General features: G+C 40.7%; 18 protein-coding genes and 1 pseudogene. 3 read left to right on the plus strand and 16 right to left on the minus strand.

Annotated elements, in window-relative coordinates:
- Positions 1 to 159: 159 nt before the first annotated feature.
- The 3 genes from D8837_RS07550 to rexB all read right to left on the minus strand — a co-directional run bounded on the left by D8837_RS07550 (position 160) and on the right by rexB (position 8,430).
- Positions 160 to 1,338 (minus strand): hypothetical protein, encoded by a 1,179-nt coding sequence (locus tag D8837_RS07550; RefSeq protein ID WP_125456666.1) that lies wholly within the window; start codon positions 1,336 to 1,338, stop codon positions 160 to 162.
- Between the two features lie 169 nt (positions 1,339 to 1,507).
- Positions 1,508 to 5,158 carry a helicase-exonuclease AddAB subunit AddA gene (gene addA / locus D8837_RS07555; RefSeq protein WP_125456667.1) on the minus strand — a complete coding sequence of 1,217 codons (3,651 nt, stop codon included), beginning with the start codon at positions 5,156 to 5,158 and terminating at the stop codon, positions 1,508 to 1,510.
- On the minus strand, positions 5,155 to 8,430 hold the full coding sequence (gene rexB / locus D8837_RS07560; RefSeq protein WP_125456668.1) for an ATP-dependent nuclease subunit B: 3,276 nt from the start codon (positions 8,428 to 8,430) through the stop codon (positions 5,155 to 5,157). Before rexB ends, addA begins: the two co-directional genes overlap by 4 nt.
- Before the next feature lie 117 nt (positions 8,431 to 8,547).
- On the opposite strand from rexB, the gene D8837_RS07565 reads away from it, so the two are divergent.
- The 3 genes from D8837_RS07565 to D8837_RS07575 all read left to right on the plus strand — a co-directional run bounded on the left by D8837_RS07565 (position 8,548) and on the right by D8837_RS07575 (position 11,170).
- Positions 8,548 to 9,357, plus strand: a complete 810-nt coding sequence (locus D8837_RS07565; RefSeq protein WP_125456669.1) for a Cof-type HAD-IIB family hydrolase — start codon at positions 8,548 to 8,550, stop codon at positions 9,355 to 9,357.
- Between the two features lie 141 nt (positions 9,358 to 9,498).
- Complete coding sequence (locus D8837_RS07570) at positions 9,499 to 10,407, plus strand: ABC transporter ATP-binding protein (protein ID WP_125456670.1); 909 nt, start codon at positions 9,499 to 9,501, stop codon at positions 10,405 to 10,407.
- Positions 10,408 to 10,417: 10 nt separating this feature from the next.
- Positions 10,418 to 11,170 (plus strand): ABC transporter permease, encoded by a 753-nt coding sequence (locus D8837_RS07575; RefSeq protein ID WP_125456671.1) that lies wholly within the window; start codon positions 10,418 to 10,420, stop codon positions 11,168 to 11,170.
- 39 nt (positions 11,171 to 11,209) lie between these two features.
- Here D8837_RS07575 and D8837_RS07580 read toward each other — a convergent pair whose 3' ends face one another.
- From D8837_RS07580 to D8837_RS09535, 13 genes and pseudogenes are all read right to left on the minus strand, one after another.
- A complete protein-coding gene (locus tag D8837_RS07580) occupies positions 11,210 to 12,088 on the minus strand; it encodes a sensor histidine kinase (RefSeq protein ID WP_125456672.1) in 879 nt (292 codons plus the stop codon).
- A complete protein-coding gene (locus D8837_RS07585; protein WP_125456673.1) occupies positions 12,085 to 12,786 on the minus strand; it encodes a response regulator transcription factor in 702 nt (233 codons plus the stop codon). Before D8837_RS07585 ends, D8837_RS07580 begins: the two co-directional genes overlap by 4 nt.
- A 195-nt stretch (positions 12,787 to 12,981) precedes the next feature.
- Positions 12,982 to 13,857 carry an N-carbamoylputrescine amidase gene (gene aguB / locus D8837_RS07590; RefSeq protein ID WP_125456674.1) on the minus strand — a complete coding sequence of 292 codons (876 nt, stop codon included), beginning with the start codon at positions 13,855 to 13,857 and terminating at the stop codon, positions 12,982 to 12,984.
- A gap of 9 nt (positions 13,858 to 13,866) precedes the next feature.
- Complete coding sequence (aguA, locus tag D8837_RS07595; protein ID WP_125456675.1) at positions 13,867 to 14,952, minus strand: agmatine deiminase; 1,086 nt, start codon at positions 14,950 to 14,952, stop codon at positions 13,867 to 13,869.
- A complete protein-coding gene (nspC, locus tag D8837_RS07600) occupies positions 14,949 to 16,076 on the minus strand; it encodes a carboxynorspermidine decarboxylase (RefSeq protein WP_125456676.1) in 1,128 nt (375 codons plus the stop codon). The genes aguA and nspC overlap by 4 nt, the downstream gene beginning before the upstream one ends.
- Positions 16,076 to 17,335 (minus strand): saccharopine dehydrogenase family protein, encoded by a 1,260-nt coding sequence (locus tag D8837_RS07605; protein WP_125456677.1) that lies wholly within the window; start codon positions 17,333 to 17,335, stop codon positions 16,076 to 16,078. The genes nspC and D8837_RS07605 overlap by 1 nt, the downstream gene beginning before the upstream one ends.
- Positions 17,332 to 18,192, minus strand: coding sequence for a polyamine aminopropyltransferase (gene speE / locus D8837_RS07610; protein WP_125456678.1), 861 nt, complete (start codon positions 18,190 to 18,192; stop codon positions 17,332 to 17,334). Before speE ends, D8837_RS07605 begins: the two co-directional genes overlap by 4 nt.
- Complete coding sequence (locus D8837_RS07615; protein WP_125456679.1) at positions 18,193 to 19,653, minus strand: aminotransferase class I/II-fold pyridoxal phosphate-dependent enzyme; 1,461 nt, start codon at positions 19,651 to 19,653, stop codon at positions 18,193 to 18,195.
- A 551-nt stretch (positions 19,654 to 20,204) separates the two neighbouring features.
- Positions 20,205 to 20,516, minus strand: a complete 312-nt coding sequence (locus tag D8837_RS07620; protein WP_125456680.1) for a hypothetical protein — start codon at positions 20,514 to 20,516, stop codon at positions 20,205 to 20,207.
- Positions 20,517 to 20,635: 119 nt separating this feature from the next.
- Positions 20,636 to 22,378 (minus strand): glycoside hydrolase family 13 protein, encoded by a 1,743-nt coding sequence (locus D8837_RS07625; protein ID WP_125456681.1) that lies wholly within the window; start codon positions 22,376 to 22,378, stop codon positions 20,636 to 20,638.
- 161 nt (positions 22,379 to 22,539) lie between these two features.
- Entirely contained in the window at positions 22,540 to 23,424 is an 885-nt protein-coding gene (locus D8837_RS07630) for a diacylglycerol/lipid kinase family protein (protein ID WP_125456682.1), read from the minus strand.
- Between the two features lie 111 nt (positions 23,425 to 23,535).
- A pseudogene (locus D8837_RS07635) lies at positions 23,536 to 24,391 on the minus strand (ADP-ribosylglycohydrolase family protein).
- A gap of 231 nt (positions 24,392 to 24,622) precedes the next feature.
- Positions 24,623 to 25,060, minus strand: a 438-nt coding sequence (locus D8837_RS09535; protein WP_185755691.1) for a hypothetical protein, incomplete at its 5' end; no start/stop codon positions are given.

Genomic DNA, 25,060 nt, shown 5'->3' on the forward strand with positions numbered 1-25,060 from the left:
ACCTAAAAATAAGCTAGTTATTCTTGTAATATTTTAAAAGTTATCCAATGCAATAAAATATATATGCATAAGTAAATTCCTTTTTCTATTAAACCTGTAGAGAATGATACTGACTATTATAACTAACACCTACCNTGGAANTTCCANGGTAGGTGTTAGTTATATCAATAATCGTTCTAAAAATGGTTTGATACAGTTGATGAGAATTCCCTCTATCCAGCTTTCCTGTGCTGAGGAGAGATGATCTGCCTGGAGACTATCTTTTAGAAAATATCGGACTTGTTCTGGTGCGATTTCAAACTCAAAGGCTTTCATTTTATAGAAAAAGTCGAGCAGATGGTCTGACAGATATTCAGTTGAAAAGGGCACTTCTCCACTTTTTCGATATTCTAATAAGAGCCGAGCAAATCTAGATTTTTCTTCAGGAAGCTCACGGAAATAGGAATTGAGGAGCCAGGTCTGCTTCTGCTTTCTTTCAATTGGATCCTGACTAGCAATTCGTTGGTCTTTTTCCAGCTCTTTTTGGTATTGTTTGGCCTTGACAGCCCGTTCTGTCCTATTTTTACCAAAAAGAATTTTTTCCCACTTGCGTTCTTCTTGAGTCAGTGTCTCCGTAAAGCCAAAGTAATCTTGATAGGCACGCTCTGCTGGGCCCATGGCTAGGACTAGATTGTCTGCATACTGCTTGGCGATTTTATCTCTCTTCTTACGCTCTTTCTCTGCCTGGATACGGAGTTCCTGTTCGTAGTCAATTTTCTCCTTGCCTAGCTTGACAAGATAGAGTTGGTCATCTGATTTGCCAAGTAAAAAGGGTTTGATACACTTTTCAAGGACTTCTTCCATCCGAGCTTTCTTCTTAGGTTCTGCCTTGGTCCAACTTCCTCCCTGAAAGACTTCTAAGAAAAGCTGGTAGTCTTTCTCAGGTGAGAACTGATTTCCACGATTGGGTTTAAAAACACCTTTTTCCCAGAGCCATTTTAGAAGTTGTTCGTCAAAGTCACTTTTATTGATCTTGATTTTTTCCTTTTTCTGGGCTTTTCTGGTCAGATTTTCAACCTTTCTGAGCAGTTTTTCTTCCTCATCCAGTTGCTGGTCAAGGGTCAATTGATGAAAGTGTCTGACGCAGTCGCTGCCTATAGGAAATAGTCGTTGACCAGTCACTCCGTTAAAGAGTTCGTAGGCGTATTTGATAGCATTTCCACAGACACAATTGCTACGGCCGATGCCGTTAAAAATCAAGGAAACTTCATTCCATTCCTTGGTAGCTTGTTCCCAAGTATCAGCTTTTGAAGCCTGTAAAACAGCATCATGTAGGGATTTTCTAACTGGAAGTGTCATGAGGTCTCCTTTCTAATACTCAATGAAAATCAAAGAGCAAACTAGGAAGCTAGCCGCAGGTTGCTCAAAACACAGTTTTGAGGTTGTAGATAAGACTGACGAAGTCAGTGAGCATATCTACGGAAAGGTGAAGCTGACGTAGTTTGAAGAGATTTTCGAAGAGTATAAATTATACTTTTACAACTTGAACCTCGTCTTTACCGAGTAAAATCAAGTATTTTTCAATATTTTCAATCGAATAGGCTCGAGATAAAGCCTCTCCGTATAGGGCTAACTGACCACGATAACGGTCTATGAGTTGATTTGGGTCATCATAGCGATCTGTCTTATAGTCGAACAGAACAATTTTGTCTTCGTAAAGTAGATAGCCATCAAGGATACCACGGACAACAAAGTCTTCCTGACTCTTTTGGTCTCGTTTGAGCATGGAGAAAGGTTGCTCGCGATAAAGATGGTTGGTATTAGCGAGAATTTCCTGACCGAGTGCTGTGTCAAAGAATGCAAGAATTTTAGCAAGATTGATCTTGTCTCTGATAACTTGGCTGGTTTGAACTTGTTTGAGAGTTTCTGTCAGGCTAGCAAGTGTTGGTCGCTGGCTGAGGTCAATTCTCTGCATGAGTTCGTGGGTAGCACTACCAATCTCAGCTCCTGTTACCTTTTCTTTGGTTGAAAAATCTGGCAAATCAAAGTTGATTTTCTTATCTACTGACTGGCCTTGACCTGCAATCTCGACACCTTCCATATCCATAACTGGTTCGTAGAATTTCTTGATTTGACTTGGGGTTTGAACACTAGGAAGTTCAATGGCTGCACGGTGAAGAGTATTATATACTTCCACTTCTTTCAGCATTTCAAGAGCTTCTTTAATAGTTTCAGACTGACGATTGTCTGCTTGGGAGCTATCTTGTAGAGGGCTCTTGTTTTCCAACTCTCCGATAGCTTCTCTGGTCAGCTGATCTTCACCAACAAAACGATAGCTAAAGTTGAGATGATCCTTGGCAAATACTTTACTGATAGCCCAAATCCAATCTTGGAAATTCTTGGCTTGCAGTCTAGTGTTGCTATTTAGTTTTCCATTTTTAGCTGCTGGGTATTCCTTGGCTTCCAGCTTTTCACGAGAACCCTTGCCGACAAGATAGAGCTTGTTCTCAGCCCTCGTCATGGCAACATACAGCAGACGCATCTGCTCTGAATAACTTGCCAGCTGTAATTCCTCTTCATTCTGCCTATAGGTCAGGCTAGGAATAGAGAGCTTGATGGTTTTAGGATAGTGATCTTCCACTGCTCCTGTCTCCATCTTGGCAATATACTTGACACCAAGACCATTTTTACGGCTGAGAATGACCTCTGACATAGAGTCTTGCTTGTTAAAATCCTGATCCATATTGAGGATAAAGACGTAAGGAAACTCCAGCCCTTTACTCTTGTGGATAGTCATGAGCTCTACTGCATCTTTTGGCGGTGCAACTGCAACGCTTGCCAAATCGTGCTGGGCTTCTAAAACCTGATCAATCATACGAATAAAACGCGACAAACCTTTAAAATTGCTCTTTTCAAATTGATCAGCACGCAGTGCTAGGGCATAGAGATTTGCCTGTCTAGCAGGACCATTTGGCAAAGCCCCAACATAGTCATAATAAAAACGGTCATTATAAATCTTCCAAATCAGGTCATAGAGGGAGTGGGTTTTGGCATACAAGCGCCAAGAAGCCAAGATATCCATGAATTGCTTTAGTTTCTCAGCTAGAGCTGTGTGAATCAAGTTTTTCTGGCTTGTTACCATTTTTTGTGCATTGATCAGTTTTTCATAGAGATTTTCTTGGACTTTATCCTCTGCTTTCTGAAGAGATAACCGTGCTAACTCGTCCTCATCAAAGCCAAACATTGGAGACTTCATAAGGGCAACCAAGGCATAGTCTTGTAGGGGATTGTGAATGACACGAAGGGTGTCCAGCATGACTTGCACTTCTAGGGATTGGAGATAATTGTTTTGCTCTCCGTCAGTTTTGACAGGAATCCCGTACTCAGACAGGGCGAGGAGAATCTGGTCATTACGACTGCGACTGGAGGTCAGAAGAGAGATTTCTTTAAAGGCAACACCTTGTTCCTTATGGAGTTTAAGGATTTCCTTGATAACCAAGCGCATTTCGCCTGTTAGTTTCGTTTCTGTTTGGTTCTCTTCTTCCTCACCTGTATCGTCCTTGTCGTAGAGGATAAATTCTGCCTTGTTGTCTGGATTGGGAGTCAGTTTGGTATTGGCAAAAACAAGCTGGTGCATGTTATCATAGTTGATTTCACCGACTTCTTGGTCCATAAGACGCTCAAAAACATCATTGGTAGCTGACAGCACTTCTGAACTACTACGGAAATTTTCTTTGAGGAGAATGAGCTTGCCCTCTTTTGGATTTTGCGCATAGCGTTGGAACTTTTCATTGAAAATCTGGGGATCTGCCTGACGGAATCGGTAGATGGACTGCTTGATATCTCCCACCATAAAGCGATTGTGGCCATTAGACAGCAATTCCAGCATCCGTTCTTGAATATGGTTGGTATCTTGATACTCATCGACCATGACTTCGTGGAAACGCTCCTTATAAGCCTCACGAACTTGCGGGAAATTCTCTAAAATCTCAATGGTGTAATGGCTGATGTCAGCGAATTCAAAGGTGTTTTCCTGGCGCTTACGTTCACGATAGGCCTCTACAAAATCACTCATAAAGGCTTGGAAGGTTATAGCTAGTTCCCATGTATCTCCATGATAACGTTCTTGATAGTCGAGAATGGTTATCTGGTCTGACAGTTGTCCTAGTTTAGCAAACTGGGTCTTTCTCTCTTCGTTGTAAGCATCAGCCAGCGGCTTCAAATCAGCCTTACGGCTGGCATTAGTCAGAGCTCGACCGTTTTTCTCTTTCGAAATTGCGACAACACGCGCAAGTACTGCTTGATAAGCCTGACTATCGGACTCTTGATTTAAAGAGCCAATTTCATCCAGAACTAACTGAACATTTTCTAAATAAGGAGCCTTTGCAAACTCCTTGGCGTCATTATCTAGATGATAACGGAAGAAACTTTCCAAGTCCCAAAGGGCTTGTTTGATTTGCTCAGTCAGTCTTTCTTTTTCACTGGTAAAATCAGCTTTTTCAAAGCCTTTGAGGAAAGATTCACTCAGCCACTTTTGAGGGTTGCTGGTGGATTGGAGAAAGTCATAGATTTTATAGACTTGCTGGCGTAGCCCCCGTTCATCCTTGCCACGTCCAGCAAAGTTTTTCAGCAAATGACTAAAGGTCTCTTTCTGTTTACCTTGGTAATGGGCTTCAAAGACCTCATGAAAGACTTCGTTTTTTAGAAGGAGTTGCTCGCTTTGATTTTGTAAAATACGGAAATTAGGCGCAATATCAATCAGATAGCCATGTTTGCCAAGGAATTTTTGGGTAAAAGAGTCCATGGTTCCGATGGCAGCGTTGGGTAGGTCTGCCAACTGGCGCCCCAAGTGCTGTTTGAGGTCAACATCGCTACTTTCTTGGATTTGTTGGCTGATTTTTTTCTCCAAACGTTCTTTAAGCTCGGTGGCAGCCTTGACGGTAAAGGTTGAAATAAAGAGTTGAGAAATTTCGACACCACGCGCTAACTGATCTAGAATGCGCTCTGCCATGACAAAAGTCTTCCCAGAACCAGCCGATGCTGAGACCAGGATATTCTGGCCAGAAGTGTAGATAGCTTCGATTTGCTCGGCAGTTTTCTTCTGTTCCTTACTCGAATGCGCTTCTGCTTCTTGCAATTTTTGAATCTCCTCCTCACTTAAAAAGGGAATAGGCTTCATCGATTCAACTCCTCTCTTATTTTTTCAAACCAAGCTTGCTTGAGTTTTTCTCCGACCAGACGCTTGCCATCAGTTAAGTCCAACTTTTCTAGAAAACGGGCTTGGCCCAAGTGGTAATTGGCTTCAAATCCTGTGATGGCTTGATGTTGCTGAACATACGGTGCAATGCTTCTGCCATTTTCGGTATAAGGGTTAATGGCGAACTGACCTGCTAAAATTTTCTCAGCTGCTTTCTTGTAAAGATGGGCATTGTAGTCCAGTAGGAGCTGGAATTCCTCATCCGTCAGCTGATTAGCTTTGTTTTTGTTGTAAAATTCACCCAAATGACTGCTTTCTTTTTCTAAAAAGAGGCCTTGATATTTCATTGACTTGCTAGCTTCTACTACTGCACCTTCCAGACTTTTAACGGCCATCAGAGATTGGACAGGCTCAGCCATTTCCAAGTACATGGCACCGAAAAAGTTCTGCTCCCCTTCTCTTTTTAGGGCAGCTAGATAGGTTGGCAACTGGGAATTGAGCCCATTAAAGAAATGAGGAAACTGGAACTGAGTTAGACTAGACTTGTAGTCTACTACTCCTATCGCCCCATCAGCTTTCAAACGGTCAATGCGGTCAACCTTACCTCGTACAAAGACACTGCGACCACTGTCCAATTGAATAAAGGCTTGGTCTTTGCCGCCAAAATTCGCTTCCTCTTTGATGGTTTCGATGGCTGGATTGTGTCTGAGAATATGTCCAGTCGTCCGTGCAACATCAAGCAAAACTTCCTTGGTAAACTGGGCTTCCAAACTTTCTTGATAAATAGCTTCAAATTCGCGTTCTTGACTGGTTTCTTGGATAGCTTGTTCTAGACGATTGTCAAAGGAATCTTCGTCAGGCAACTGCAAGGCGCGTTCAAAAATACGGTGCAAGAAATTTCCGTGACTACGGGCATCAGGACGTAGACGTAATTCCTCTTGCAAGCCTAAAACGTAGCGGAGGAAATAACTGTATTGGTTTCGGTAAAACTCCATCAAACCAGAGGTAGACAGGTAAAACTCCTGATCAGTAGGATAGAGAGCTTGTAATGTGTCTTTAGCCAACTGCTTACTGCTTGGACTGGTTGGGAGGGCTGGATTTTCCAAACCTTGCTGGTCTAGTTTTTTACCCATCACACGCGCCAGAACCTTGACAAAGGTCAAATCTTGCTTAGTATCACTCGTCTCGCCCTGCTGGTGATAGGCAACCAGACTCGACAAAAGACTGTGATAGGACCCCATATCTTCCTTAGACAGCCCTTTGTGATTCATCCTCTTCTCTTTCCGCCTAAATCCAAAATTGACCAACTCTTGAAGATAGGCAGATTCCTTGCTTTCACTTTCGTTAAAAAGGCTTGGAGCCGACAAGACCAACTGCTTACGAGCAGAATTGATCAAGGAAAGCATAGTGTAGCGATTTTTCTTGAGATTTTCACTGCTGGCAATCAGCAATTGTGCCCCATCTTCTGTCGCTTGGTTTAGTCTCTGTCTTTCTTCGTCTGTCAAAAGACTGGTGTTTTGCGCGATTTTTGGTAAATTGTCCTGAGTCAGCCCAATAGCGTAGACAAAATCAGCAGTCAGTGGCGCAATCAAATCGTAACTTTGCACCAGAACGGTGTCCACTGTTGCTGGAATGGTGCGGTATTGGGACAAACTCATTCCAGAATGGAGCAAGGCTAGGAAGTCCTCTAGACTAATCTGTGAACCAGCAAAAACAGACGCAAATTGTTCTAAAACATGACAGAAAGCCTTCCAAACTTCGGCCTGTCTTTCCTGTTCAAGAGTTTCCATAGTAGCTGTCAAATCTTGTAACTGCTTGGTTACTGAACTTTCTTTTAGAAAAGAGTTCCACTTTTGCAAGAGATTTTCAGCCTTTTGTTTTCGGCTAGCAAAAAGAGTCTCAAGAGGTGTTAAAATACGCAGACGAAGAGCATTTAAACGTTCTAAATCAAATTTTCCATGGTGGGATTTGGTAAAGGTTTGCTGAAAGGCTGGCAAGCCATTGATACCAAGATAGCGGATATATTGCTCAAAAGCATCAATATCAGCCTGACTAAGGTCGGTATACAAACCTGTTCTAAGAAGGTTAATCAAGTCCTCCTGACGGAAACGATAGCGTTTCAAAGCCAAAATAGACTCAACAAACTGTGTCAAGGGATGGTGAGCCATGGATTCGCTTCTACCAAGATAGAAAGGAATCTGATACTGGTCAAAAATCGTTTTGAGAGATAATTGATAAGAATCTACATCCCCCAAGAGAATACGAAAATGCTTGTAACTCAGTTCTGGATTGGCATGCAATTTCTGACGAATGCTACGGGCTACTAGCTCCAACTCTTCCTTTTGCGTCAAGCAAGACCAGATTTGTAAGTTTTCACGATCCTTCTCATCGACATCCAATGTTAATTCTGAAAAGTCATAAGAAGACTCCAGCAAACGAGAGGCCTTGTCAAAGCTATCCATCTTCTCATGAGTTTGAGAATAATCCTGGGCAGGTGTTTGGTATTTAAAGGCTAGATGATGGAGAAACTCCACACTGGCTTGATAGAGATTGCCTTCAGAGAATGGACTGGTATAAGATTTCTTACTCGCATAAGCTCCAATGACAATCTCAACACCCTTGTCATGAAGTAGGTCCACAATCCGCTCTTCCTCAGCAGAAAAACGGGTAAATCCATCAATGACTAAGGCAATCTGGCTAAAATCACTACTTACTTTGTCATCCTCAATAGCCTCAATCAAATGGGACAACTGACTTCCCTGAGCCAACTGGCCTTGATTGAGATAGGTAGTTACTTTCTCAAAAATCAAGAGCAAGTCTGCTCGCTTGTCCTCATCTGCCAAACTTTCCAAGTCTAAAAAACTCATCTGAGCAGTCGTCATCTCGTGATAAAGCTCAATCAACTGCTGGATAAACTGAGGATCCTGCTTAATCGCACCATAAACACGTAAGTCCTTGGGATCAAGTTCCGCAAGGCACTTATAAAAGGCCATCCCAAGACCAATATCATCTAGACTAGTTTTAGCTGGTAAATCATTCAAGACCAGGTAACGAGCCATTTGAGCAAAGCGCGTGACGGTAATCGCAAAAGAAGCCTGCTGGGACAAGCATTCCAGCACGGCGCGTTCCTTTTCAAAAGAAAGAGAGTTGGGAGCGATGTAGAAGACCCGCTTGCCCACAGCAACTAGCTCTTCAGCCTCCCTGGTTAGAATTTCTGTCAAAGAAGTCCGAATATCTGTATAAAATAATTTCATCTCTGCCTCGTTAGAATTTTTCATTACCTTTTATTATACCATGATTAGCCCGAAGATTCCTCCTCCTTTACTCTAAAGTATGCTATAATAATACCAAAAGAAAAAGAAGGAAGTCTTATGATTAAACTACTAGCCTTGGATATGGACGGAACTCTCCTCAATGAAGCCAAGGAAATCCCACAAGCTCACATCACAGCCATTCACCAAGCTATTAAAAAAGGTGTCAAACTGGTTCTCTGTACGGGTCGCCCGCTTTTCGGTGTCCTCCCCTACTACAAAAAACTGGGGCTTGACCTCCAGAATGAGTATGTGATTGTTAACAACGGTTGTTCAACTCACCAGACAAGTGACTGGGGACTAGTTGACTGGCAAGAACTTAGTCCAGCAGACATTGAATACCTCTATGACCTAGCTGAAAAAAGTGATGTTCAGTTGACTCTTTTTGATGAGGAGCATTATTTTGTCCTCGGTGGCAAGCCTAATGAAATCGTTCAGAATGACGCCAAACTAGTCTTTTCAGACCTGACTGAAATTTCCCTTGAGGAAGCGACTAGTGGTAAGTACCGTATGTTCCAAGGTATGTTTTTGGGTACAAAAGAGAAAACAGATGATTTTGAGGAGCGTTTTGCTGAGGAACTCTGCCAACGATTCAGTGGAGTTCGTTCGCAGCCTGTCATTTATGAAGCGATGCCACTTGGGACGACAAAGGCTACTGCTCTTTCTCGACTAGCAGAGATTTTGAAGATTGAGCCCTCGGAGATTATGGCCATGGGCGATGCCAATAACGATATCGAAATGCTTCAGTTTGCAGGGCTTGGCATTGCAATGGGAAATGCCAGCGATTATGTCAAATCCCTAGCTGATGATGTTACAGCAAGCAACGAAGAAGACGGCGTCGCGCGTGCCATTGAGAAATATATTTTATAATCAAGAAGCCCAGTTCATATAAACTGGGTTTTGATATTTAAGAATTCCTAAAACTTTAGAAACTCTTTAGAAATGCTTGAGCTTTCTTTGATTCCTATGCTTTATACTAAAATTATCAAAATCAATCAAAAGGAGAGAATCATGAAAACAGTACTTGACATTCATGGATTGTCCAAAAACTTTGACAAACAAGCTATTCTTCAGGATCTTCATTTAACGATAAGAGAGGGAGATATTTATGGACTTATCGGAAAGAACGGAGCTGGGAAAACCACCTTAATAAAAATTATTACGCAACTACTGTTTGCGGATAAAGGGACTGTTTCCCTCTTTTCTAGTCAATCGGAAAATGAGTGGACCAAGGCTCTATCTCGAGTAGGTTCTGTTATCGAATCACCCGTAGCTCATAATCACTTAACAGCCTATCAAAATCTGAAATATTACTGTATGATTCGTCATATTCCAAATGCTGATCAAGTTATTCGAGAAACGCTGGACTATGTAGGTTTGCCAGATACAGGTAAAAAAGTCTTTCGTGATTTCTCGCTAGGAATGAAACAAAGACTTGGTATCGCCATTGCCCTTCTATCTAAACCAGACTTCCTGATTTTAGATGAACCTATCAACGGTCTCGACCCAATCGGAATCAAAGAATTTCGACTAATGATTCAACGGCTCAATCAAGAAAAAGGGATCACCATTCTCATCTCTAGCCATATCTTGTCAGAACTCTATCTCCTAGCTAATCGTTTTGGTATTTTAGATCAAGGCAAGATTATCCGTGAAATCAGCAAAGCTGAATTTGAAACACTAAGTGAGGATTATATTGTGCTTAAGACAGCTGATCAAGAGAAAGCTTGTCAAGTATTGAAAGAACAAATCCAGCTCCAGTTCAAGGTTGTTAATCCAGAAAATGAAATTCATATCTTTGGTCAGGAACAAGATGTCAAACAGATTCTCAAGGAATTAACCTTGGCAGATGTCGCCATTGACGAGATTTACTACGCCCGTCAAAACCTAGAAGAATACTTCACTCAATTGGTCGAATAGGAGGAAAATCATGATACATACCATTCAAGCAGACTTTTACCGTCTTTTCCGTTCCAAAGGTTTTTGGATTACAGAGTTCATTCTCTTTTCTCTCATGCTAATGGGCGCAAGTATTGGAGCTACTGGCCATCTGATGGCAATCCAGACAGAAGAGCCAGAAATTCCAACCCATGGTTGGGACGGTGTACAAGCCCTGATTAACGCATCTAGTCAAGGTTCAAACCTCGTTTTTCTCTGTATTGTTTTAACTTGTCTAGTTCTCGGTGTTGATTTAATCGGAAAGCTCTATAAAAATAGTTTGACAGTAGGGGTTTCTCGTACCGAGTTTTTTCTAGCGAAAGCCTTTGTATTGGCTTGTATTGCACTTTTACAAGTCATCATCAGCCTTGTGATTGCCTTTATTCCAGCAACAATCTTAAATGGATTTGGAACTATGCCTGATGGCTTTATTGGCAATCTACTGGTAACCATTTTCCTTCAATTTCTTTGCCTCCTTGCTTGGCTTTCCATTGTTTCCTTCATCCTCTATGTTAGTCATTCTTATATTGCGGTATTTATTGGTTATTTGGTCAGCTCTATCTTACTTTCTATGCCAATGCTCATTTTTCCAAATATCAAAATTTTGCCATATTTATCATTGCAGTTTTTCTATGCAATGACTGCTAATAGTGAATCCATTTTCTATACACTTATAGTTACCTTAGCTGTTATTGTAATCTTTAATCTAAGTGGACTGGCAGTTTTCAAAAAGAAAAGTCTATAAAAAATGACCTCCTCTAGCCTACAGAGGAGGTTTATTTCGTTAAAAATAAATGAAAACCGACAACCACTGGCCATCTGTGCTTAGTTTCATCTCTGTACCGAGAAGATGACATAATTCCTCAGTGATATAAAGGCCTAAACCAGAGGATTCTTCCGTGTCTGATAGATTTTCAGAATAAAAACGATTGCTAAGATTTTCTATTTTTTTGATGGGCTGTTTAACAAGGTTTGCAATCTCTAAGACAAGCTGTTCCCTTTCCTTTCGCAAAGATAGACGCGCTTCTTCCTTGCCATGTTTGAGGACATTTCNAAGCAAATTTTGTAAAATTCGATCCAGCAAGTCTTCATCAGTCCTCATTTTCAGACCAGCTTCAACCTTAAAATCAAGCGAGATATTTGCCACCTGAAAAACATCATAATAAGCCAGAGTCTTTTTGGTGATAAAAGCTGAAAGATCCACTTCTTCCAGTTTCGGTTTGACAGCTCCTTCCATCAAACGACGGTATTCTAGGAGAGCCTCCAAACGTTTGGAAACTAAATCAAGATGCTGGGCTATTTTTTGTAAGGTTTCTGCTTTGTCTTCAGGAGATTTTATCAATTGTTGGGTGTAGCCTGAAGCGATAGTCAAAGGTGTCCGAATATCATGGGCGATATTGCTGATGGCCATATCCAGAGTGTGCTTTTCCCTTTTCATCACCAACCGAGACTGTTCCACTTCCTGAAATAGATTCTCAATCTGCTGGTAGAGTTGTAAAAAATGTTTGGAAAAAATGCTGACTCCGACTCTTTTCATACTACCTGTGAGAATCTTGTCTTCAATCTGTTGACTCAGGCTCTTAAGTGCTAGATGGTAGCGAATCAATGCAATCGATAAAATAATTAAGAGTACCAGCAGGATAAAGATTATCATGTAGGTCATTGCTTGTCTCCTTTTAATCTTACCCCAACTCCCCAGATGGTTTCAATATATTCTTGATTTGGGTCTAGCTGGTTTAATTTTTTACGAAGATTACTCAAATGCGTATTGAGAGTATTATCTCCAGGTAGGTAGCTATCCTCCCAGACCAATTCATAAAGTTCTTCCTTGGTGAAAATTTTCTTAGGGTGTTTAAGGAGAGTTTGGAGAATCAAGCATTCTTTTTTGGCAAGGCGAATGGTTTCCTGGCTATTTTTGATTTCAAAACTTTCTGCATCAAACTGGATATTTTTCAAGTTTTGTGGCAGATTTTCAGTTTTTCCTATTTCCATAGGCTGTTTTTCTGCGCTTTGACGTAATTGAACAGTAACTCTGGCAAAGACTTCGTCCAAATCAAAAGGTTTGACTATGTAATCATTGGCACCGTCTAAGAGGTATTGACTGATTAACTTCTTATCGCTCAAAGCCGTTAGCATAATGACTGGAATTTGACTTTGTTCCCTGATGGCTTTTAAAACCTGATCCCCATTTTTCCCAGGAAGCATGATATCTAGCAAAACGAGCTCAATCCCACCTTGGTCAAAAAGCATGATTCCTTCTGTACCAGAAAAGGCTTGAACCACCTCATGCTCCTCAGTAAGAAGTGTTCGCAAAATCTCTTGAATGTCACTATTGTCTTCAATAACCAATATCCTAGCCATAAATACCAACCTTTCTGCAACTATTATAGCATGTTTTATTGATAAAGCTTAAACAGAAAAGCTCCTCGCATAAAAGCGCGAGAAAGCCTTAGAGGGTTAAAATATAAAATCCACTTACTAGATGACCTAGTATCCCTATAGTTACTAGTGTAGTGAAAACGAGTCTAGCAGAATGAATCTCTCATTTCTTCCCTACTAGTCCGTAATTCGTTGATACATTTCTGGTCTTCTATCTCGAAACAAGCCCCAGTTTAGGCGTTCGCTTGCTCCCTTGTCTAGGTCATAAGTAGCTAACAGAACAGCTTCTCCTTGTCTTTCGGCTAACTCTAGAATTGCTCCTGTTTCATCCGTCATAAAGGATGAACCGTAGAAGTTAAGACTGGAACTCTGTCCACCATTTTCCTCACTTGGAGTGACTTCCTCTAATCCATAACGATTGGCTGCAATAACTGGAACAATATTTGCTGCTGCGTGTCCTTGCATGGTACGTTGCCAATGACCACAACTGTCTGTATCTAAGATAGGCTCTGAACCGATGGCTGTAGGATAAAAGAGTAATTCAGCTCCGTTTAATGCAAGACAGCGCGCTGTTTCAGGGAACCATTGATCCCAACAGATACCGATACCAATCTTAGCGTAGCGCGTATCCCAGACCTTGAAACCTGTGTTACCGGGCGTGAAATAAAACTTTTCTTGATAATAATGATCATCTGGTATGTGGGTTTTCCGATAAACGCCCAGCACTTCCCCATCTGCATCAATAACGGCAATAGAGTTATACAAGACATTGCCATCTTTTTCATAGAAACTAATCGGTAGAACAACCTGTAGTTCTTTAGCAAGAACTTTAAAATGCTGAATAGCTGTATTGTCTGTCACCGACTGGGCATGCTGGTAGTAGTCATACTGACGTTCCTGACAGAAATAGGGACGTTCAAACAACTCTGGTAAGAGAATGATTTGTGCGCCTTGTTCTGCAGCCTGACGTACTAAGCGCTCCGCTGTTTGAATATTTGTTGCCACATCCTTGGCACATTGCATCTGAATGGCTGCAACTCTTACATTTCTCATCTTTTTCTCCTATTCTGGGATTTGTTGGGTGATACAGTGGATATTGCCACCACCTAAAAGAATATCTCTGGCTGGAATTCCGACAACTTTACGGTCTGGGAAACACTTACTGAGAATATCTAAGGCTACTTGGTCATTGACATCTTGAAACTGGGGAACAAGGACAGCCTTATTGGCGATATAAAAGTTTACGTAGGAAGCTGCTAGTCGTTCACCTGCGTATCGCTCTTCTTCTCCTTCTTCATAGATGTAGCCTGGCAAATCCTCTTTGGTTACAACTTGATGAAGGGCTGGAATTGGAAGTTTATGAATGGTGAAGTGACGACCTTTTGCATCTGTCTCTTGTTCTAAGAGTTCGAGATCTGCTTTTGACATGGCATACTGAGGATCGTTTTGATCATCTGTCCAAGCCAAAACAATCTCTGCAGGACCAACAAAGGCTGCAACGTTGTCAACGTGTTCATTGGTTTCGTCCTGATAAATACCATAAGGAAGCCAAATAACTTTTTCAGCGCCAAGGCTCTCTAATAAGGTATTCTTAATTTCCTCTTTAGTCAGATGAGGATTGCGACCAGGACTAAGCAAGCAACTTTCAGTCACGAGAATGGTTCCTTGACCATCGCTATGTATCGCTCCGCCTTCCAGGACAAAAGGTTTAGCATTATAGACAGGCATTTCCAAGGCCTCAGCAAAACGGCTGGCTACTTGGTCATCATCTTCATAATCTTGATAAAGACCATCAACAGCACCACCCCAAGCATTGAAAGACCAGTCTACTGCCAACTTTTCCCTTTTATCATTAAGGAGAATGGTTGGGCCAGTATCACGCGCCCAGGCATCATTGGTGGAAATGTCTAAATAAACAACGCTATCTCCAAGGTAGTCTTGGGCTTCAGCTAAGTAGTCTTGCTCTACCAAAAGATAGACTCTTTCCCCTTCTGCTATGGTCTTAATAATCTGGCTGAAAGCTCTTTTGGCAGCCTTTCCTTGAAAAGGCCATGATCCTGGTCGAGTCGGCCATATCATGAGGGTACCATGATGGGGTTCGTACTCTGCTGGCATGCGATAGCCTAATTTTTTGGGACTGTCCATCATGATAATCTCCCTTTAAAATCTTGATATCCAAAGGCTTTGACTAAGCTACAGTCACCCTGCTCGTCCATAAGATAAAGACTTGGCAATCCAATACCATTAAAGGTATTATTTTTGACAAATGAGTAAATAGCTATGTCTTCGAAATAAAGTCTGTCTCCGATTTGGACTGGATTTTCAAAGCTATAATCACCAATCACATCGCCCGTCAGACAAGTATTGGAAGAAAGTCTATAGGTATGGGCTTTTTCCTGTGCCTCAAAGCCATTTCTCAAAGGTGGACGATAGGGCATCTCAAGTACATCAGGCATATGGCAGGTCGCAGAGGCGTCTAAAACCAAGATTTCCATACCGTTTTCTACAATATCCAAAACTTCAGTTGCTAGATAACCCGCATTGAGCGCAATGGCTTCACCCGGCTCGATATAGATTTCAAGATTGTAAGTTTCTCGGATACGCTTGATTTCTGAAATCAGCAAATCCACATCGTAACCTTCTCTTGTGATGTGGTGTCCGCCCCCCATATTGAGCCATTTAACTTGATGCAAATAGGAACCAAACTGCTCTTCTACTGCTTTCAAAGTTGTCTGTAAATCATCTGCTCCCTGCTCGCAAAGGGTGTGAAAATGAAGACCATCCACCAAATCCAGCAAATCACTCGGTATCTTGTCTGAAGTTACTCCAAAACGAGAACCAGGCGCACAAGGGTCATAGAGCGCGTGATCTCCTTGAGTTGAACACTGAGGGTTGAGGCGCAAACCGACACTGATACCAGCATCTCGGCAACGAGGACCGTGTTTACGCAACTGTCTCTCAGAGTTAAAAACGATATGGTCTGTTATCTCAAGTAATTCATCCAAGTCTGCATCCTTGAAAGCAGGCGCAAATACATGGACTTCTCCTGGAAATTCTTCTCTAGCTAGCTTAGTTTCATAGAGTCCACTGGCTGTCGTACCAGATAGATACTTGCTAATCAAGGGATAGGTTTTGTAGAGGGAGTATGCCTTCTGGGCAAGTAAAACCTTGCAACCAGCTTCTTCTTGAACATATTGTAGAATGCGGCAATTAGCTTCTAACTTGGCCAAGTCAATGACATAGGCTGGCGTTGGTACTTGTTCTAACTTCATTAGTCCACCATTTGCGGATTTTCAACCACAACCCATGGCAAACCATACTCATTCAAAGCTTCCATGAATGGATCTGGATCCAACTCTTCAAGGTTATACACTCCAGCTTGTTTCCAAGTACCGTTCATAACTAATTTTGTCCCAATCATGGCTGGAACACCTGTTGTATATGAAATTGCTTGTGAACCAACCTCTGCGTAACATTCCTGATGGTCGCAAACATTGTAGATATAGATGGTCTTTTCAACGCCATCTTTTACACCTGTAAAGATACAGCCGATATTGGTTTTACCTACAGTACGTGGGCCAAGGCTAGCAGGATCTGGAAGTAAGGCTTTTAAGAATTGAATTGGAACGATGTCTTGACCATTGAAATCAATAGTATCCGTACGAAGGAGTCCAACATTTTCAAGACATTTCATGTGCGTCAAGTAAGATTGACCAAAAGTCATAAAGAAACGAATCCGTTTGACACCTGGAATATTTTTGGCCAATGATTCGATTTCTTCGTGGTGAAGGAGATACATGTCTTTTTGTCCAACTTGAGGGAAATCGTACTCGCGCTTGATAGACATAGCTTCCACTTCGACCCATTTTCCATCTTCCCAGTAAGAACCTGGTGCTGAAACCTCACGGAGATTGATTTCTGGGTTAAAGTTAGTTGCAAATGGATAACCGTGGTCACCACTATTACAGTCTAAAATATCGATATAGTGGATTTCATCAAAATAGTGTTTGAGGGCATAGGCTGAAAAGACACTAGTCACACCTGGGTCAAATCCAGAACCAAGAAGAGCTGTCAATCCTGCTTTTTTGAATTTCTCCTGATAAGCCCATTGCCATGAGTAGTCAAAGTAGGCTGTAAAACCAAGTTCCTTACAACGTTTCTCATAGATAGCACGCCATTCAGGGTCTTCTGTATCCTCAGCCTCGTAGTTAGCTGTATCGATATAGTGGACACCTGTAGCCAAACAAGCATCCATAATAGTCAAGTCTTGGTATGGTAGCGCTACGTTCAAAACGGCTTCTGGCTTGTAGCTTTCAATCAAGGCAATGACTTCTTGAACCTTGTCAGCATCAAGTGCTGCAGTTTCAATTTTAGTACTCGTTTTGCCTTCTAATTTAGCCTTCAAGTCATCGCATTTTGACTTGGTACGGCTAGCAATCATAATCTCTGTAAAGGTTTCGCTATCTTGGCAAATCTTTGAAATAGCAACTTGGGCAACTCCCCCACATCCAATAACTAATAAACGACTCATTTTTTTCCTTCCTCTTCTTCTAAAATATCCTCAACATACTTGGGCAACATAAAGGCTCCCACGTGTAAGTTTGCAGTGTAGTATTCTGTGAAAAGCTGGCGTTTTTTCCAGCCTTCCTTGTCAAAATCTTTGACAGGGTGGTATTTTTTCGATGCAAATCCAAACAACCAATAGCCAGCTGGACTGGTTGGGATGTGGGCCTGATAGACCCGACTAATTGGAAAGGCTTGATTAACTTTGCGATGCATGCTTCGGCAAGCTGACTCATCCTCGTCAAAGAAGGGACTCCCATGCTGATAGATCATGATACCATCTTCCTTTAGAGCTCGATAACTATTGCCGTAAAATTCTTTGGTAAAGAGACCTTCCGTATGTCCAAAGGGATCTGTCGCATCGTTGATGATAATATCGTAGTCATCTTCACAGTTTCGCAAAAAGCGTAGCCCATTTTGGTAGTAAATGCTAACACGAGGGTCATCTAACCCTGCGGCAAAATCTGGGAAATACTCACGACAGACCTCAACCAACATCTCATCTGGTTCCACGATATCGATTTGCTCCAGTTCAGGATAAAGTGTTAATACTTGAGCAACACCACCGTCACCACCCCCAATAACCAAGACTTTCTTGGGATTTGGGTGCACAGCCATGGGAACATGGACGGTCATTTCATTGTAGACAAAATCATCCGCATCTGAGAATAAAACATGCCCATTTAAAATCAAAATCTTTCCAAAAGCTGGCGTATCCAAGACTTCGATATCCTGCCATTCACTTTTACCAGCGTAGAGTTGCTTGGCTGTTCTCAGGGACAATTTGACATCTGGAGTATGAACTTCAGAAAACCATAAATCCATCTAGTTCTCCTTTCTCTTAATGACGTTGATGTGATTGACCTCGGGATCTTCCGTCCCTTGGAGGGAGCAACCACGTTCCTTGGCAAATTGGATATAGTCTACAATTTCACGTGTAATGCGTTCACCAGGAGCCAAGATAGGAATCCCTGGAGGATAGCACATGACAAATTCCCCACAGACTTGTCCAACAGACTCATCCAAAGTTAAACTTTTTCTCTCTGAATAGAAGGCTTCTTGCGGAGATAGCACTAACCCGGGCTGAATATATTCTCCAGCTATCAAGTCCTTCCCATCTCGTGAATAGAGTCTCTTAATATCAGCCAAAGCACCGACCAAGCGCTCGATGTCTTGGATGCGGTCACCAATCGAAATATAGGCTAAGATATTGCCAATATCACCAAACTCAATCTGGATGTCGTATTCGTCTCGTAGGAGGTCATAAACCTCGATACCTGTTAAACCAATACCCTGAGTGTAAACTGACAACTTGGTTACATCAAAATCACATACCGACACGCCATCTATTAACTCTTTTGAGTAGGCATAGTAGCCACCTATGGCATTAATTTCACGACGAGCATACTCGGATAGCTCAATGACTTTCTCAAACGACTCTTTACCACGAAGGGCCAAGTTGCGACGTGAAATATCTAAACTAGCCATCAACAAGTAAGAGGCGGATGTTGACTGGGTAAGATTGATAATCTGACGAACGTACTCAGGATTCATCTGCTCCCCGATAAGTAAAATGGAGCTTTGGGTCAAACTCCCACCAGACTTATGCATGGAAACTGCTGCCATATCAGCGCCTGCATCCATAGCAGAAAATGGAAGTTTATCAGTAAAATGTAAGTGTGCTCCGTGGGCTTCATCCACTAAAACCATCATGCCAGCTTCATGAGCCATTTCCGTTAAACCCTTGAGGTCTGAACAAATTCCATAGTAAGTAGGATTGTTAATCAAAATGGCCTTGGCATCTGGATGCTCCTTAATTGCCTGCGCTACTCGGTCATTTTCAAGACCTAAAGCGATACCAATCTTAGGATCCACACTCATCTCGATATAGATGGGAATGGCACCACATAGAACCAGCGCATTAATAGCAGATTTGTGGACATTACGTGGCAGAATAATCTTATCTCCTGCCTTGCAGGTTGACAGAATCATAGTCTGCACCGATGAAGTTGTTCCCCCAATCATGAGAAAAGCATGGCTAGCTCCAAAAGCATCCGCCGCCAGCTCCTCTGCATCTCGAATAATCGAAATAGGATGCCCTAAATTATCCAAGGGTTTCATCGAATTGACATCAATGCCTACACATTTTTCTCCTAACAGTTCGACAAGTTCTGGATTTCCTCGTCCGCGTTTGTGACCTGGTACATCAAAGGGAACAATTCTTTTCTTGCGTAACTTCACCAAGGCCTCATAAATTGGGGCTTGGTTTTGATCTAACTCTTTCAAGACATACTCCTTTCCATATTTTTAGAACCTTATGAAAACTAAGGAACTAAAGGTTGACTCATGAAAAAAGAGCAGGTTTTCACCTGCTCTGCAATCTTCCGACGTTTTTATGTTTGTTTCTGTTGAGTATGTCTGTTCCTGATGTTTCCTAACTCTCTAGTAGCAAATATTACGTACTTTATTGATCGTTTCACAAGATGACGTGTGCTTTCACCACACTAAAATTTATGAATTAGGACAAGTGTCCTAACATCAACTTATAAAAGTAGGCTTTTAACCCTATCAATAATGTGGTTTTTCAACCACGCTTCGGCATTCAACCCTGCCTGTCCGTAGGCGTTTTTTACTCGGGTTTATATTTGCTAGAAAACATCATCTCATTTTCTAAGCTTTATTACTATATCATACTTCCAACATTCTGTAAAGTACTTTTTTTAAAAAATATCTACTTTTGTTCGGAAATATAATGTTTTATATAGGTTTTTATAAACTGTATAATGTGAAAGCGGATATAAAAAGAACTAGAAAGCTCTAGTTCTCAGATTTTGTATTTAACGAATACTATGCTTATTCATCTTTTGTTCAAAGATAGTCGTGATAATCTGACGTAATTCTTCGCGTTCTTTTTCTGGTATTTCACTACTTGTTTGAGCTGCAGCGTAGAGTTCAGGGTATTCAATTGAAATGCGTTTAATCGTACGTGTCGTAGCATGTTTTCTTACAAAAAACGGAATTCGCTTAATCAAGTCTTGTGGTACTAGCGCAAGAATCTTTTCAGCAGTTTCCTTGTCACTAATCTTAGACGTCGTCAGCCCCTTCTTAATCATTTCCTGTTCTTTTTCTGTAAAATCTTTTAATTCCATTCGATTGGTCCTCCTATTTTCTCTATGTTAAATTATATATCATTTGTAGCAAGACGACAAATAGTCTGTTTGTAAAATCTTCTCTATACTACAACTTTCCTGTCGCTCATAATTGCTCTTTAATGAAAAATCACAAATCCTTTTGGAGAGATGACAAGCTGATTCTCTAATTCTTGGCAATTGCTTGCTAGTGTTACAACTTCTTTCTCTAAAAGATAATCATCTTTTGATTGGTTAAAGATCGCTTTAAGGACCCGGCCTTCGTATGTCCATTCCAGAGCTACTATATCTTGTTTGATTTCTTTTAGGCTATACTTGCCATGCTGAATGGTTGATGACGCTTGTTTTCTAATATTAATCAGCTGCTTCATGAAATTCAGCATATCATTGTCACTTGATACACGTTCCCAAGGCATACAACGTCGACAATCTGGGTCCGGTCCCCCGGTTAAAGCTAACTCGGTTCCGTAATAAATGCAGGGTGTTCCCTTTTGTAAAAAGAGAAAGGCTAGGACTGATTTAACCAGTTGCACATCCTCATTGGCCGTCCACAAGATTCGTTCTGTATCATGCGAATCCAAGAGATTAAACATGACCTCTGAAATCTGCTGTTTGTAATACATAGATTGGCCATTGATGTCATAGATGAACTGGTCCGTCTTCTTAATTCCTCGTAAGAAATACTCTTTGATGCTATCAGATAAGGGATAATTCATGACCGCATGGAACTCATCGCCATTTAGCCAAGGCTGAGACCTATGCCAGACTTCTCCTAAAATATAAAGATCAGGCTTTTTAGCTAAAACTGCCTTACGAAAATCCCTCCAAAACTGATGGTCAATCTCATTAGCAACATCCAAACGCCAAGCATCGATATTAAACTCTTCAATCCAATAAGTCGCAACTTTTAAAAGATAGTCCTTGACCTCTGGATTGGCTGTATTTAGCTTAGGCATATAGTCCTCAAAACCAAAAGCATGATAAGGTAATTCTCTCTTATTGGCTAACTTTTCAGTCGTCACTGGAAATTGTTGAATATGGAACCAATCCCTATAAGCAGATTGCTCACCATTTTCGACAACATCTTGCCATTGAGGCGATTGCGAACCAATATGGTTAAATACAGCATCCAGCATGATTTGCATGCCACGCTGATGGGCCTCATCCACCAATTTCCGAAAGGTCTCCTTGTCCCCAAAATGACGGTCAATTTCAAAGTAATCCGTCGTATTGTACTTATGATTGCTCGTAGATTCAAAAATCGGACAAAGATAGAGACCAGTAATACCCAAGTCTTGCAAGTAATCCAGATGATCAATAATCCCCTGTAAATCACCACCAAAAAAATCATCACTATTAGGTGTGATAGATGAATCCCAGTCTAAAGTCCCTTCTGGGTTTAATAGAGCATTTCCATTGGCAAATCTCTCAGGAAATATCTGATACCAAACCGTATTTGAAACCCAGTCAGGAACCTTGCAGGCATCAATCTCATGAAGATAGGGGAACTTAAATCCATTTCCAATAGCATAAAGATTTTCTAGAGAATTTTCCACACACCCTTTATCGCCATATAAAATACGTTGACCTTCAGTATCCTTGAGTTCAAAGAGATACTGGATACGTGCAAAGTCAACTGACACTTTAACCTGCCAATAATCAAATAAGGCATCAGAAGTTATTTTAGACATTTCTTTTGTATCCTGATAAAACTCCTCCATAAAGATAAAAGGATCACCATAATGCAAGTTGATGCTTTCAATATCCCCTTTCTTAGTTCGAATCCGAATATGAAGTTTCTTATCCTTATAAAGATAGGCATACTCCGACTCAGTCCTATGGTAAATAGCACTTAATTCCATCAATTTGTCTCCTAAAGTATTAATTCAAATTTTACGCAAACGTTTTCAAAATTAATAAATCCAGTATACTATTTTTGTAAACTATTTGCAAGGAATGTCCGTTCTTAAAAAACTATCTTTTAAAGTATACAAAAAGCCTTAAAAAAGGCTTTCTCTATATACTAATCCTCTTTTGGTTTTGAAAATACTTCAACTCGTTGAGCTAGGACTTTGATTTCTACAGGTAGGTTATCCGATTTATCGCCGTCAACGTCTGACTCCAATTCACTATCTGAAGAGATCTTAATATTACGCGCTCTGATATAATCAATATTATCATTGCCGACAACATCTCCTTTTAGTAAATCAGGAATGACGGATAATTTGGAGAATAGAGACGCATCTTTCAGAATCAAAATATTGGCATAGCCGTCTTTGTTTTCTTCAAAGATTTTCTTATCAGCGAAGTAATTTGTCAAGAGAACCAAAACATGGCTAGCTTCACCAACATAATTTCCATTTTCTGTTTCAACCTTAATGTTAAAGACCTGATCCGTCATGACGGACTTCATGGTATTTACAGCATAGGCTAAAATACCGAATTTTGTCTTGTCCTCAATCTCCACATTGTGAATCGCCTCAGGAAGTGAACCGATACTAAAGATATAACCAAAATAATTATCATTTGCTTTACCGATATCAATCTTGTTGGTTAAATCAAAATCCAGTTCATCAATTGCGCCATCGATGTCTTGATTGATTTCCAACAGTTTTGTAATGAGGTTACCCGTACCGCCTGGGATAATCCCTAACTTAGGAATGTAGTCTCTCTCAGCAATACCCGAAATGACTTCGTTGACAGTCCCATCTCCACCAAACACAACCACTGCATCGTACTGCTCACTAGAAGCTTCTTCAGCAAAATGTGTTGCATCAAGCGCTTTTTCAGTAATTTTGGTTTCTACGTGCTCAAAGTATTCTTTTGCTTTATTTTCCAGTTTTTCTTTGTAATCCAAAGCCTTCTCGCCACCAGAGGTAGGGTTGATAATTACCATTGCTTTTTTCATTAATATTCTCCTTAATTTTAAATAAAAATGTTTACATTTCGTCGTATGCAAGTAAATGTAATCCTATTATACAATGAAAATACGGAAAAGAGAAATATGACGTACTGGAGATTAAAACGCTTTTATTCTATTTTCCCATCTAATGACTACATCCTTTAAGGGTTCATCCAAGTAAGAATTGGCATTATCCTTTATCCAATCAGGAATACCATAAGCTGCCTCGGCAATGCTACCAGTTACTGCAGCAAGTGTATCACTATCGCCACCAAGTGAGATGGCGTTTCTTATCGCATCTTCGAAGTCTCTACTTTCAAGAAAGGCAATAATGGCTTGAGGGACAGTTTCTTGACATGTTTCGTTAAAACGATAGTTAGGACGGATTTCATCTAAAGTTTGAGATAGATTGTAGCCGTATGTCTTCTCTATATAATCCTTAATCCGTCTTTTACACTCCCTAGGATTGTCATTAATTGGTTGCTCGTATTCTCTACAATAACCACCAAAGTAAAAACGACAAAGAAAGATAGCATCAGCTGTAGCCATAGCACCTTTGACACCTTCTGGATGATTATGAGTTACCTCTGCAGAAAGACTCGCAAGTCCTCTAGATGATAGCCACATACCAGTTCTCGCATAAAAATCACAGTCCATTAACCAAGCGCATGGAGAAACACGCATAGCTGATCCATTCCCAAAGCTATTATAAGGCTCACGGTTATCGCTCTTTAGCCATGCATTAAACCGAGCACCGTAATCAGCATTCGGATACAGTCTGCCATATTTCTTCATCGCATCAATAAAGTCATCCTTCTGCCCACCATTCATGATTGCTTCTGCGGACTGCACAGGTCATAACCGTGTCATCTGTGAAAAAGCAGTCTTTCCGAAATAAAGGAAAGTCCTTTGTTTTGATATTGTTCCACTCGTAAACAGAACCTACAATGTCTCCAACGATTGCTCCGAGCATGGTATTCCTCCTTGTAACGTATTGAGGCGGTGATATATTTTATAAATTTGTAGTTCCTTATAAACTAAGTTACTACAAAATTTATAGGTGTTCATCTAATAAAATTATAGTTCACATAGCTCTAAATTAAAGTTAAGATATATAATGGAAAGACTTAATAATTTTTAATATAAACATTTTTAATAAATAACTTTATTTGATTTCACAATTTGCTTCACTCTCCAGTTATAACTATACTGGTTGTACACTAGCCATCAGACCGTGAGAAATAAAACATCTATTATTTTTAAAGTCTGAAAAATAGGTATCACTGATAAAACTGTATAGGTTATCAACAGGTCTATTGTACCAATCCTTGTAAACATATTCCATCTCATATATCAGTAATGCTTGTCCATCTTGACTATAGCCTTTGAAAGTTATCGAAAAATTATCTCTGAAACCGATAATTTTATCATTCTTATTTGTATTTTTTCTCTTTCTATATGGCTCAAAATCAATAAGTCGCGTATATTTCAAGAGTTTTGATAAGTTTTTTTCTGATAGTTTCTGACTAAGTTCAAAAACGATTATTCCAGTATTCCCAGACTCTTGATAGGACAGTTCAGAGTTTATCAGATTACACTTAAAATAACCGAAAATTTCACAGCCACTATGAATAATAAATTC

This window comes from Streptococcus mitis, from assembly GCF_003942965.1.
Classification (GTDB): Bacteria; Bacillota; Bacilli; order Lactobacillales; family Streptococcaceae; genus Streptococcus; species Streptococcus mitis_BH.